The sequence below is a fragment of the Candidatus Goldiibacteriota bacterium HGW-Goldbacteria-1 genome (assembly GCA_002839855.1).
Taxonomy (GTDB): Bacteria; Oederibacteriota; PGYV01; order PGYV01; family PGYV01; genus PGYV01.
Genome location: PGYV01000004.1, coordinates 29226 through 42247, shown reverse-complemented (window position 1 = coordinate 42247; position 13022 = coordinate 29226). Strand labels below are relative to the sequence as shown.

The following is a 13022-nucleotide window of genomic DNA, read 5'->3' as shown; positions in this document are numbered from 1 at the left end:
TGTATAATATAAAAACCTTTTTTTAACCTGTAAGTTTAATGCATTTTCGGGTAAAAAATCAGGACATGGGGCTAAAACTGCCTTTATTTTGCCTTATGTGTATTACTGCATTATATAATAAGAATAGCGGAGGACTTTTTTAGTGGATGAAATTACGGTTATAGGCAGTATTAATATAGATTTTATGGTAAAAACAGAACGTATGCCTGAACGCGGGGAAACTGTTGCCGGGGATAATTTTTACATATTACCGGGCGGAAAAGGCGCTAATCAGGCGGTGGCAATTGCCAGGCTTGGAAAAAAAGTGAATTTTATTGCCAAAAAAGGCAAAGATCAGGTTCCTGACATTGCCATGAAAAACTTAAAACACCCCAATATAAATCTTGAATATTTTATAATAGATGAATCTGTTTCAACAGGCGTTGCGCTTGTAAACACCACAGGGCAGAAAGGTAATAAGGTCACCTGGTTCACCGGGTCTAATGACACGCTTATACCCTCTGATATTGATAAAGCAGAAGCGGCAATTAAGCGCAGCAAAGTGGTTGTAGTCTGTACCGAAATACCGATACCTGCAATCAAACGCGCGCTGGAACTGGCGCAGAAATATAAGGTCAAGACAGTGATGAATGTCGGCAACGCCGGCACCAAACACCGCGATGAAATAAAAGAAGTCCTGCGCGGGCTTGATATCGTAATAATGAACGAACGCGAAGGCGGATACCTGACAAACAGGCTTATATCACACATGGAAACAGGCTCGCTTGCGGGCAATGAACTGCGCAAACTTGGCGTTAACCATGTAATTATAACAATGGGAAAAGAAGGCACGCTTCTTGTAAACGAACACGGCTCCACCGTATTTCATGGTTATGGAATGGATGTCAAAGATACCGTAGGCGGCGGGGACGCTTTTGTGGGTGCTGTCGCGTGTGCCATTGCGGACGGAAAATTTGTAATTGACGCCATTGACTGCGGCAACGCGGCAGGCGCGATAGTGACGCAGACAATAGGCGCGCAGGAAGGGCTTCCGGATAAAGCGCAGCTGGATTCATTTCTGGCAGAACACCATAAGGCGGGCGGAAGTTATAAGAAATATACTGACACAATAAAAATGCTGGAACAGACAGCGGTGAATATGAGATTTAACATAATAAAAATGCTTGGATACGCCTGTTCGGGTCATCCGGGAGGTTCGTTGTCCGCCGCGGATGTGATAGCGGTTCTTTACAAACACGTTATGAAGATAGATCCTAAAAATCCAAAGTGGGAAGAACGCGACCGTTTTATTCTTTCGAAAGGCCACGCCGCGCCCGCGCTTTATACCGCTCTTGCTGAAGCGGGTTTTATGAAAGAAGAGGCTTTGTGGAATCTGCGTAAAATTGACGGTGACCTTTCAGGCCACCCTGATATGAAAAAAACCCCCGGCGTTGATATGACCACCGGTTCGCTTGGGCAGGGGCTTTCCATTGCCAACGGAATGGCGCTGGCTTCAAAATTAAAAGGCTTGAACAACCGCGTCTATGTAATGCTTGGCGACGGCGAAATACAGGAAGGCCAGATATGGGAAGCGGCCATGTCCACGTATACCCGCAGGCTTGATAATGTCTGCGCGATTCTTGATTATAACGGGCTTCAGATAGACGGCAGCATAGGGCAGGTAAAGTGCGGGCTTGAACCTGTGGTGGAAAAGTGGAAAGCGTTTAACTGGAACGTAATAGAAATTGACGGGCATAACATTGAAGCAATAATGGAAGCGTTTGAAGAGGCAAAAAAAGTTAAGGGAATCCCGACCATAATAATAGCAAGGACAATTAAAGGCAAAGGCGTATCATTCATGGAAAGAAAAGTGGAATATCACGGAGCCGCACCCAATGAGGCAGAGACAGAAAAAGCCCTTAATGAACTTGGAGGGTGCAAATGCAAATGAGCGCAAAACCCACATCAATGAGAAATACATACGGCGACACGCTGGCAAAACTTGGCGCTACGCATAAGAATTTAGTTGTATTGGACGCGGACCTTGCAAAGTCCACGCAGACAGCACGTTTTGGAAAAGTTTATCCTGAAAGGTTTTTTGACATGGGAATCGCGGAACAGGATTTAATGGGAACCGCAGCGGGGCTTGCTGCATCCGGAATGTCCGTGTTTGCTTCCACCTTTGCCATGTTCGGTTCGGGAAGGCCGTGGGAACAGATAAGAAATTCCATATGCTATCCGAACTTACCCGTAAAAATAGCGGTCACGCACGCCGGAATATCCGTGGGCGAAGACGGCCCCACTCACCAGGCCTGCGAGGACATTGCCATAATGAGGGCAATACCAAATATGAAAGTTGTTGCCCCGGCTGATTCTGTTGAAGCGGAAAAAATAATAGAGTACCTTGCGGATTATTACGATTCACCAGTGTATTTAAGGCTTGCAAGGATGAATACGCCTGTGGTATTTGATTCGAATTACAAGTTTGAATTCGGCAAAGGAATAATTGCGGAAGAAGGCAAAGACATAACCATTATCAGCACCGGTGTAATGTTGTTTAAGGCGCTTGAAGCGCATAAGCTGCTTGCATCAGACGGAATATCCGCGGAGATAATACACATGCCGTCAATCAAACCCATAGACGCGAAGATGATAATACAGTCCGCGGGAAAGACGCGCAATGTCATAACAATAGAAGAACACAGTATAGTAGGCGGGCTTGGTTCCGCCGTGTGTGAAGTGCTTTCAGAAAACCTTCCTGTCAGGGTTAAAAGAATCGGCATGATGGACATGTTCGCAGAATCCGGCGAACCGGAAGCGCTGTTCAATAAATATGGTTTAACAGGTAATAATATCACTGCTGAAGCAAAAAAACTGCTTAACAGATAAAAAATAGAAATAATTTTATAAGGAGGAAATTTGATGAGAAAGATTCAGTTTGTTGCTGTTTTAACTTTCGCGCTTTTAATCCTTTCGGTATGGCAGATATGGCCGCCAATGGATATAAAGGACGCGGAAGGAAATGTTACAAAAAAAGGAAGTGTAAAACTTGGGCTTGACCTTCAGGGCGGTATGCTTTTAAAGCTTGCCGTGGATGAAACCAAGCTGCCGGAAAATATAAAACTTGAAGAAGCCGTTTCGCGCGCCCTGGAGATTTTAAGGAACAGGATAGACGCGCTTGGCGTGGCAGAACCTTTGATTCAAAGGGAAGGCGAAAAGTACATAGTGATTCAGCTGCCGGGCATTAAGGACACAACCCGCGCGCTTGACATCATAGGCAAAACGGCACTGCTTGAATTTAAGCTTGTCAGTGAAAGGTATAAGGTAACAGAAATGACGGATGCCGACGGAAACATTGACCCAGACAAAGTTCCGGCCGAAGTAATGGTGCTGGAAGGCAAGGAAGGCGAACGTTACGTTATAGAAAAAAAGGATTTAATAACCGGAGCCGACCTTATTGACGCGAAAGTGCAGATGGGGCAGTACGGTGAACCTGTTGTAGGATTTAAACTGTCACCCGCGGGCGGCAGAAAGTTTGCCGAAATTACGGGAGACAACGTAAACCGCAACCTGGCAATTGTACTGGATGATAAAGTTTATTCCGCGCCTGTTATTAAAAGCAGGATAAGCGGCGGCGAAGGGGTAATAGAAGGCAACTTTACAATTGACACTTCAAGAGACCTTGCGCTTATATTAAGGGCGGGCGCTCTGCCGGCTCCTGTCAAGATTGTCAACAAACAGATAATAGGGCCTTCGATGGGGGCAGACGCGGTTAAAAAAGGTATGACTTCCATGTTTATCGGCGCGCTTCTGGTTTTAATTTTCATGGCGATATATTATGGAATGTCGGGAATTATAGCGGATTTCGCGCTTGCCTTAAATGTTATTTTCATCTTTGGAATACTTGCCGCGCTTGACGCCACGCTTACGCTTCCGGGCATCGCGGGTATTACGCTTACTTTGGGTATGGCTGTTGATTCCAATATCTTAATACTTGAAAGAATCAGGGAAGAGTTAAGGACCGGAAAAACAATCAGGGCGGCAATTGACGCGGGGTATAACAGGGCGCTTTGGACCATTATTGACTCGCACGTGACTTCTCTTATCACTGCCGCGATTTTGTTCCAGTTTGGCACCGGCCCTATCAGGGGTTTCGCGGTCACCATGTTCTGGGGTATCACCATAAGCCTTTTCACCGCGTTCTTTGTGACAAAGTCTGTTTTTGATTTAAGAAAAAATTATAAAACCTTAAGTATATAAAGGAGTATGAAAAATGATTGAATTGATAAAAAACACAAAGTTTGATTTTATCGGAAAAAGAAAGATTGCGTATGTAATCTCTTTAATTCTTCTGTTAAATGGCCTGTTTGGTATTTTCAAGGTAATTACGGGCACTGCCAATATGGGCCTTGATTTTACCGGCGGTTCAACGGTTCAGGTTAAGTTCAGCGAACCTATGACAGTAGGCAAGATAAGGGAAACCATGATCGCAAGTAACTTTCATAAAGCGGTTATACAGCAGGTAGGCGCCGCTGACAGCAATGAGTTTATGATAAGGATAGGCGTAAAAGACGCGGAAGCGGGACAGGCGGAACAAAAAGTGGTATCAGTACTTACCGCGGGTACGGGAGATAAAGCAATTACCGTTTCAGGGTCAAGTGAAGTGGGGCCTGTGGTGTCTTCGCAGCTTAAAGAAAAAGCTTTTCTTGCGGTATTCTGGGCGCTTGTGGGTATTCTTGTATATATCTGGATAAGGTTTAAATTTAAGTTTGCGGTAGCAGCCACGCTTGCCACCTTTCATGACGTTATTGTTGTTATAGGAATACTTGTTCTGTTTAACAAAGAAATAGACCTTTTGGTTGTAACGGCGCTTTTAACCCTTGCGGGTTATTCGCTGACAGATACGGTTGTTGTGTTTGACAGGATAAGGGAAAACATGAGAAATATTCTTAAACAGCCCTTAAATGAAATAATGAATTCCAGCATAAACCAGGTTTTAAGCAGAAGTGTAATAACAGCTTTAACAACCATGTTTGTGGCTGCGGCGCTTTTATTCTATGGCGGCAACGTGCTTTTCAATTTCTCCTTTTCATTTGTCATAGGTATTGTGCTTGGCGTGTATTCTTCCGTTTTTGTGGCAAGCCCCATGGTGTATGACTGGGAGATGTTTGAGAAAAAACACAGGACGGTAAAATAGAAGCGGTTTGTTTTAACCGCTTAAAGGATTTTTGACCGTGCAGATAATTTTTATTGTTATCTTACTTTTAATGCAGCCGGCTGTTTATTTCATAAATAACAGCCGTGCTGCTTTTCTTTTTCTGGCAGCCTGCAATGCGGGAATTTTCGCGTGCATGCGGTCGATGGGGATTGAAGGGGGAGCTTCCATGATATTTGCTTTCTTTTCTTTTGCGGCAGATATTCTTATTTTCCGCTGCGGTGAAAAAACATCCTGGCGTTTACGGGATATTCTGCCGTTTCTGCTGTCAGCTGCTGTTATTGCATTTGCAATTTACAGGGGCGCCGCGGGTTTTTTAACCGGTGATGTCATTATCAGCAAAAACATTCTGTCAGCGGCGCTGGTATTTCTATGTCTGTATTCTGCCGGAATGCTGATTAATTCCATAAGGAGTAAAGAATAATGCATGCTTTTATTGTTATTCTGACTGTGGCAGCGGCAATTAGCGCATATTTTCTTTTTTATAAAGGCGATAAAAAAGGGTTTCTTATTATGTCCGCGCTTATGCTTAAGGCGGGGATAATTTATCTTATACTGGGCGGCGGCATGGCTGTGCAGTACATAGCGTTTCTGGCCGGTACTTTATATTGTTTTTATTTTATGGCATCAGCGGGTGATATTGTTAGAATAAGAAAAGAGTATTATCTGGCTCTGTTTGTATTGCTTGTATCGCTTGTTTTTTTTAACGGGTGCGCGGGCAAGCCGGAAATGCCCGCGGTTGCAGGCGAGATTAAACTTGAATTCACCCCCGGTGAAGTATATATTTCGCAGGACGATGAACTTATTGTGGGAAGCCTGACAGGAAACACTATTAAGGTATTTGGCGGGGATTTGAAGGAAAAATATAAGATTCAGGCGGGCGGGTACCCTTGTGACATAACAAAACAGGATAAAAAAATAATTTCCGCTGACAGGCTGTCGGGGACAGTTACAATTTATGACACGGTATCAAAAGAAACATATAATGTTTCAACCGGAGGGCAGTTTCCCGCCGCTGTTGTTTATGACTCTAAAAAAGGGCTTATTTATGCCGCCAACATGGGCTCTTCCAGGATATCCGTGATAGATGTCGCGCAGAAAAAAGTGACAGGCAGAATAGAGTCAGGCAGGTGGCCGTCAGCGCTGTTTTTATCACCGGACGGTAAATATTTATACATTACCTGCAAGTATACAAATACAATAGAAGTGGCGGAGACGGAAAAAAGGCAGATTGTCTTTACAAGGGCGCAGACGGGCACATCTCCGGTGGCGCTGCTGCAGATGAATAAAAGAGAGCTTGCGGTGGTAAATGAATGGGAGTATTCATATAACGGCAAAGGCAGCGTTACGGTATTTGATATGGCGCAGTACCGTATTACAGACAGCATAATTGTGCCCGGCGGCCCGTCAGGCGGGGCGGTTTCCAGAAGTAAAAGGCACATTTTTTTAAGCATCCCGTTAAAAGACGAAGTGGTATCTGTGAATATTAAAACAGGGCAGATAGAACATACAATAAAATTTGATCCCGGCACCCTTCCGGGGAATATGGCTTTTTCTAAAGACGGCAGAAAACTTTTTGTGGCGTCAAGAAAAGACAATAAACTTTTGGTAATACAGGTTAACGGGCTGATATGACGCATATAGAACGTTATATTATATTCCTGCCGGTTATGATTATTTTTTCCGGTTTCATATGCAGTGTGATGCGTAAGGATTTTATGAAAAAAGCGGGCGGCTTATTTTTTACCGCTGCGGGAATAATTACCGCTTTTGGAATAATTTACACAGCGGGAGCTGACGCGTTTTTTGCATATTTCTTACTTTCGTCACTTTCCGCGGCTGCTGTGTGCGTGCTTTTGTTAATGGCGGTTCTGTCTGGAAGTAAAGATATAAGAGCTATGTTTCTTTTTGTTTTATGCGCCATGGTTTCGTTAAACGCTCAGGCACCTGCCTTGAAAGCGGCGGCTTTTGCGGGCGCGGGTTTTTCGCTTTTGTTCGCATCCGGAATTCACAGGGAACTGGCGGCGCAGAAAGCTTTTTACGCGGCTGCGTGCGTGCTGTTTTTCAGCGCGGGCAATACCGTATTCTTTCAAAGTATGGGTTTCTTTTTTGCCCTTGCTTCTTCCAATGCAGTGCTGTTTAGCGATAAAGGCGGTTTAACGGCAAAAGTGGCACAACCGGAAACGTTAATGGGTGTTTATTTTGAACTGATTGCCTTGACCGCACTGGCGGGCCTGCTGAATCCTTATGCAATAGCGGGCGCGTTTATATATTTTATTGCGGTCTCTGTTTATAACACAATAACGCAGGAAAACCGCGGGGAATTTTTCTTTGCGGGCTCTGTATCGCTGTTATTTTTATTTCTATTTGGAATACTGTTTACCAAAGGCGCGGGTTTAATTTTGAAAGGGGCCGGCGTTTATTATGTGCTTTTATTTGGCGCGTTTGCACTTTTAAACAGGAGCAAAGATATTTTAGGCAATGTAACACAGTTAAAATTCAGGCCGGATGAAATAGTAAAACCGGCGCTTCCGGTTATTATTTCTTTTTTAACCCTGACAGCAGAAGTTTTTGCCATAAGCATAATTTGTATAATGCCTTCCGAAAACCAGTTTCTTCAGATGGCGGGATATATTGGTGCGGCTATATTTTCAGTAAGCGCGGTTAATAATCTGATAATAATCCTTGGTGTGATTTCGAAACTGAATTCCGTTTTTATAAAGCGGATTTTTATTTCGGTAAACACGTTAAAACTGCTGTTTGTCTCGGCGGCATTTGTTTTTATATTATATTCCGGAGGCGTCCTGTGAACTTATCCGGAATGCTGATATTCGCCTCTGCAGGCGCGGTTTTTGCAATAGCGGGAGCTGCAGGCGCGCTGCCTGCGGTTTTTTTTGCCGCTTCAGCCGCCGTTATATGCGGGCTGGTATTTGTTTTTTTTGAAGGTGATGACAATTGAACATATTATATTTCTTTTTGGTATTTATACTTGTGATTGTACTGTTTGGCATAAGGGAGCGCTGGACAGGATTTAAAGATCGTTTTTCGTTAAATGATTATGTTCTTACGGTAATCACAGGCGCTGTTTTTGTTCTTTACTTTACGGGGCAAAGCGCATATACGGCTGTTGTATCATCTTTTATATTCTGCGCGGGGTTATTATTTGCCGCGGGTAATAAAGTTGAAAATGAATCCGATATTTATTCCGCTGTAATAATTGTCAGCGCACAGGCCGGTGCGGCTTACTATGGAACCACGGGTGCAATGCCGGAGCTTATAACCCTGCCTGCCGGAATACTGTCAACTGTCTGTTTTGCTGTGCTGGCGCAAAGCGCGGATAAAAATGTAAACAGCAGAATAACTAAAATTTTAATGTACCTGTGGCCTGTTTTTTCTGTTTCAATACCCGTATCGGGAAGCGGTGTTATTATTGCGGTTATATCGGCGGTGTTTTACATGCTGATTTTTCATTATGTAAAGAATAAATTTGTATATTCTGATCAGGCTTCTAAGATAATATTTTTTATATTTTCGCTTCAGGTACTTTTAATAATGGTGTTTAAAGGCGTGATTAATTTTTAGGTTTTGTCGTTTTTAATGACATACAATCCTCCGGGTGCCGATTAACAGCCGTTTCATATTAAAACAATCAAAAAATAACTATGTTTCAAAATGAAACACTAACTGTTATATATTAAAAAAAAGCCTATAAAAATAAGGCGCAAATAATTGGCACAGCAATTGCTATATATAGGATGAAGAATTACAAGCTTGAATTTTGAACTCTGGAAAAGGAGATGAATAAGATGGGAAAAGTTATCGGAATTGACCTTGGAACTACGAACTCTTGCGTTGCTGTAATGGAAGGAAAGGAACCAAAGGTAATTGTAAATTCAGAAGGTAACAGGACTACACCGTCGGTTGTTGGTTTTTCAAAAGACGGGGGAAGGGTGGTAGGGCTGCCGGCAAAAAGGCAGGCGGTTGCTAATCCGGAAAATACAATTTTTTCCATCAAGCGTTTTATGGGAAGAAAGCATTCTGAAGTGGCAACAGAAACAAAAGAAGTGCCTTTTCACATTGTTGCCGCAAACAACGGCGACGCGCACGCGGAAGTAATGGGCAAACGCTACAGCCCGCCGGAAATTTCCGCGATGGTGCTTGCAAAACTTAAAGCCGACGCGGAAAGCTATCTTGGCGAAACTGTCACGCAGGCTGTTATTACAGTGCCGGCTTATTTCAATGATTCACAGAGGCAGGCCACAAAGGACGCGGGTAAAATAGCGGGCCTTGAAGTATTAAGGATAATCAACGAACCTACAGCCGCGTCGCTTGCTTACGGGCTGGACAAAGTAAAAAATGAAAAGATTGCTGTATATGACTTAGGCGGCGGAACTTTTGATATTTCAATCCTTGAAATCGGCGATGGTGTGTTTGAAGTTAAGTCCACCAACGGCGACACGCATCTTGGCGGCGATGATTTTGACCAGTCTATAATGAATTGGATAGCCGAAGAGTTTAAGAAAGAGAACGGCATAGATTTAAGGACAGACAGAATGTCGCTTCAGAGGTTAAAAGAAGCGGCAGAACGCGCCAAGATAGAACTTTCATCCACTATGCAGACAGAAATCAACCTTCCTTTTATAACAGCTGACGCAAGCGGCCCAAAGCACCTTGTTATGACAATGACAAGGTCTAAACTGGAACAGCTTGTCGGCAGTTTAATTGAAAGGACGGTTCAGCCGGTTAAGAACGCGATCCGCGATTCCGGAATTGAATTAAAAGACATAGACGAAGTGGTGCTTGTGGGCGGAATGACAAGGATGCCCGCGGTTCAGGAAATTGTAAAAAAACTTTTTGGCAAGGAACCGCATAAAGGCGTAAACCCGGATGAAGTTGTGGCCATAGGCGCCGCCATTCAGGCAGGCGTGCTGCAGGGAGAAGTTAAAGATGTGCTTCTTCTTGATGTCACCCCGCTTTCGCTTGGCATTGAAACATTGGGCGGAGTTTTCACCAGGCTTATTGACAGGAACACCACGATTCCCACAAAAAAATCAGAAGTGTTTTCCACAGCGGCTGATAATCAGACAAGCGTGGAAATTCACGTGCTTCAGGGCGAGCGCGACATGGCATCCGGAAACAAAACTATTGGCCGTTTTCATCTTGACGGCATCCCGCCGGCGCCGCGCGGAATACCGCAGGTGGAAGTGGCATTTGACATTGACGCCAACGGCATAATCAATGTTTCTGCCAAGGATATGGCGACCAACAAGCAGCAGAAGATAACCATAACGGCGTCTTCCGGGCTTAACAAGGACGAGATTGAAAACATAGTAAAAGACGCGGAAGCACACAGGTCAGAAGACCAGAAAAAGAAAGAGGCCATTGACACAAAGAATCAGGCTGAATCGCTGGCGTACAATGTTGAAAAATCCCTTAAAGAAGCGGGCGATAAGGTTACAGAGCAGGAAAAGAAAGACATAGAGGCAGCTGTGGCTTCGCTTAAAGAAAAAGTGAAAAATGAAGCTTCTTCGGAAGACCTGAAGAAATCAATGGAAGAACTTTCCAACAAGTTCCACGCAGTGGCGCAGAAGATGTACGCGGGAGCACAGCCCGGAGCCGCCGGAGCTGAAGGTGCAGGTGCAGGTGCTGAAGGCGCAGCCGCAGGAGAAAAGAAAGACAAAGACGGTGTTGTTGACGCGGAATATGAAGTTGTGGATGAAGACAAAAAGAAAAAATAGATCTTAATAAAAAATTTAAAGGAGGAAACAGAATTATGAAATTAAGGCCGCTTGCGAACCACATTATTGTAAAACCGCTTGAAGAAGAGGAAACAAAGAAAGGCGGAATAATCATTCCGGACACAGCAAAAGAAAAACCATCCAAGGGCGAGGTTGTTGAAGCGGGCCCGGGTGCCATTATGGAAGATGGAAAAAGAAAGCCTATGGACCTTAAAAAAGGCGACAAGGTTCTTTATTCCAAGTACGGCGGAACGGAAATAAAAATGGATGACAAGGAATACCTTGTAATGACAGACGAAGACGTGCTGGCTGTAATAGAGTAATAAACGATAACAAATTAAAAAAATAAAAAACATTTAATACAGGAGGAAATAGAAAGATGGCAAAACAGATGAAGTTCGGGGAAGACGCAAGAAGGTCCATAAAAGCCGGTATTGACAAAGTGGCTAACGCAGTAAAGGTTACACTTGGGCCAAGGGGACGCAATGTGGTTCTTGATAAAAAGTACGGCTCGCCTACCATTACAAATGACGGCGTGACCATAGCAAAAGAAATTGACCTGGAAGACCCGTTTGAAAATATGGGAGCCCAGCTTATTAAAGAAGTGGCAAGCAAAACGTCTGACAACGCCGGCGACGGCACCACGACGGGTACTGTGTTAACACAGGCTATTTTCGCAGAAGGGCTTAAGAACATCACAGCGGGAACAAATCCCATGCCGGTTAAAAGGGGAATTGAAAAGGCATCGGCCGCGGTTATCGCGGAACTGAAAAAGATTTCAAAACCGATAAAGGATAAAAAAGAAATAGCGCAGGTTGCCACGATTTCCGCCAACAATGACAGTGAAATAGGCGAAAAGATTGCCAACGCAATGGACAAGGTCGGCAAAGACGGCGTTATAACAGTAGAAGAAGCAAAGGGAATTGAAACACACGTGGACGTGGTGGAAGGTATGCAGTTTGACCAGGGTTATGCTTCCCCTTATTTTGTGACCAATGCGGACAAGATGGTTGCTGAAATGGAAAATGCCTACATTCTTATCCATGATAAAAAGATTTCAAACATGAAAGACCTGCTTCCTATACTTCAGGAAGTGGTTCAGCAGAGCAGGCCTATCCTTATAATCTCTGAAGAGGTTGAAGGCGAAGCGCTTGCGACGCTTGTTGTAAATAAAATCCGCGGCACATTCACATGCGTTGCGGTAAAGGCGCCGGGATTCGGCGACAGAAGAAAGGCAATGCTTGAAGATATAGCAATTCTTACAGGCGGAACTGTGATAAGCGAAGAACTTGGATTGAAGCTTGAAAAGGCCACAATAAAAGACCTTGGACAGGCAAAGAAAATAACCGTGGATAAGGACAATACCACAATAGTGGAAGGCGCCGGAGACAAGAAGAAAATTGACGCAAGGGCCGGACAGATTAAGAAACAGATTGAAGAGACAACTTCTGACTATGACAGGGAAAAACTTCAGGAAAGGCTTGCCAAGATAGCGGGCGGAGTTGCCGTAATTAACGTGGGCGCCGCGACAGAAACAGAGATGAAAGAAAAGAAAGCACGCGTTGAAGACGCGCTTCACGCCACAAGGGCTGCTGTTGAAGAAGGAATAGTACCGGGCGGCGGCGTCGCGCTTTTAAGATGCTCGCAGGTGCTGGATACTTTAAACCTTTCAGACGCGGAAGAAGCAATTGGCGTAAAGATTATAAAGCAGGCGCTGGAAGCCCCGATAAGGCAGATTGCAGCTAACGCCGGTTTTGAAGGCTCTATCATCATTGACAGGGTATTAAAAGAAAAAGAATCAAGCATGGGCTTTGACGCCAATGACGGGCAGATTAAGGACCTTGTAAAGGCCGGAATCATTGACCCTACAAAGGTAACCCGCTCCGCATTACAGAACGCGGCTTCAATTTCCGCCCTGCTGTTAACAACTGAATCAATGATTACAGACATCCCCGAGAAGAAAGAACATTCACCTATGCCGGGCGGCATGGGCGGAATGGGCGGCGGAATGGATATGATGTAAATAGAATCAACGCGAGGTAGTATCGAGCGTTATACCGCAAGGGTACCTGTGGGATTCTATTTATCCC

Annotated in this window: 11 protein-coding genes; all 11 read left to right on the top strand. The window is 44.3% G+C overall.

The genetic code is table 11. The features are described from left to right. Positions 1-142: 142 nt before the first annotated feature. Complete coding sequence (locus CVV21_03910) at positions 143-1930, top strand: hypothetical protein (protein ID PKL91903.1); 1788 nt, start codon at positions 143-145, stop codon at positions 1928-1930. A gap of 17 nt (positions 1931-1947) precedes the next feature. Continuing rightward, on the top strand, positions 1948-2868 hold the full coding sequence (locus CVV21_03905; protein PKL92285.1) for a transketolase: 921 nt from the start codon (positions 1948-1950) through the stop codon (positions 2866-2868). A gap of 33 nt (positions 2869-2901) precedes the next feature. Continuing rightward, on the top strand, positions 2902-4239 hold the full coding sequence (gene secD, locus CVV21_03900; protein ID PKL91902.1) for a protein translocase subunit SecD: 1338 nt from the start codon (positions 2902-2904) through the stop codon (positions 4237-4239). 13 nt (positions 4240-4252) lie between these two features. Continuing rightward, complete coding sequence (gene secF, locus CVV21_03895; GenBank protein PKL91901.1) at positions 4253-5176, top strand: protein translocase subunit SecF; 924 nt, start codon at positions 4253-4255, stop codon at positions 5174-5176. A gap of 31 nt (positions 5177-5207) precedes the next feature. Further along, the gene (locus CVV21_03890) at positions 5208-5618 is read left to right on the top strand and encodes a hypothetical protein (protein PKL91900.1); all 411 of its coding nucleotides are present in this window, start codon (positions 5208-5210) and stop codon (positions 5616-5618) included. Continuing rightward, positions 5618-6829 (top strand): hypothetical protein, encoded by a 1212-nt coding sequence (locus CVV21_03885; protein PKL91899.1) that lies wholly within the window; start codon positions 5618-5620, stop codon positions 6827-6829. Before CVV21_03890 ends, CVV21_03885 begins: the two co-directional genes overlap by 1 nt. Next, positions 6826-8004 (top strand): hypothetical protein, encoded by a 1179-nt coding sequence (locus CVV21_03880; protein ID PKL91898.1) that lies wholly within the window; start codon positions 6826-6828, stop codon positions 8002-8004. Before CVV21_03885 ends, CVV21_03880 begins: the two co-directional genes overlap by 4 nt. A gap of 145 nt (positions 8005-8149) precedes the next feature. Next, positions 8150-8776 carry a hypothetical protein gene (locus tag CVV21_03875; GenBank protein PKL91897.1) on the top strand — a complete coding sequence of 209 codons (627 nt, stop codon included), beginning with the start codon at positions 8150-8152 and terminating at the stop codon, positions 8774-8776. Positions 8777-9000: 224 nt separating this feature from the next. Further along, positions 9001-10932 carry a molecular chaperone DnaK gene (locus tag CVV21_03870; GenBank protein ID PKL91896.1) on the top strand — a complete coding sequence of 644 codons (1932 nt, stop codon included), beginning with the start codon at positions 9001-9003 and terminating at the stop codon, positions 10930-10932. 35 nt (positions 10933-10967) lie between these two features. After that, entirely contained in the window at positions 10968-11255 is a 288-nt protein-coding gene (locus CVV21_03865; protein ID PKL91895.1) for a co-chaperone GroES, read from the top strand. 56 nt (positions 11256-11311) lie between these two features. Continuing rightward, positions 11312-12955 (top strand): chaperonin GroEL, encoded by a 1644-nt coding sequence (gene groL, locus CVV21_03860; GenBank protein PKL91894.1) that lies wholly within the window; start codon positions 11312-11314, stop codon positions 12953-12955. The last annotated feature ends 67 nt before the right edge of the window (positions 12956-13022 follow it).

Bases quoted from the DNA above. Each gene is read 5' to 3' on its own strand.
- CVV21_03885 (PKL91899.1), top strand. From the start codon at position 5,618: ATGCATGCTTTTATTGTTATTCTGACTGTGGCAGCGGCAATTAGCGCA.
- secF (PKL91901.1), top strand. From the start codon at position 4,253: ATGATTGAATTGATAAAAAACACAAAGTTTGATTTTATCGGAAAAAGA.
- groL (PKL91894.1), top strand. From the start codon at position 11,312: ATGGCAAAACAGATGAAGTTCGGGGAAGACGCAAGAAGGTCCATAAAA.
- secD (PKL91902.1), top strand. From the start codon at position 2,902: ATGAGAAAGATTCAGTTTGTTGCTGTTTTAACTTTCGCGCTTTTAATC.
- CVV21_03905 (PKL92285.1), top strand. From the start codon at position 1,948: ATGAGAAATACATACGGCGACACGCTGGCAAAACTTGGCGCTACGCAT.
- CVV21_03870 (PKL91896.1), top strand. From the start codon at position 9,001: ATGGGAAAAGTTATCGGAATTGACCTTGGAACTACGAACTCTTGCGTT.
- CVV21_03865 (PKL91895.1), top strand. From the start codon at position 10,968: ATGAAATTAAGGCCGCTTGCGAACCACATTATTGTAAAACCGCTTGAA.
- CVV21_03880 (PKL91898.1), top strand. From the start codon at position 6,826: ATGACGCATATAGAACGTTATATTATATTCCTGCCGGTTATGATTATT.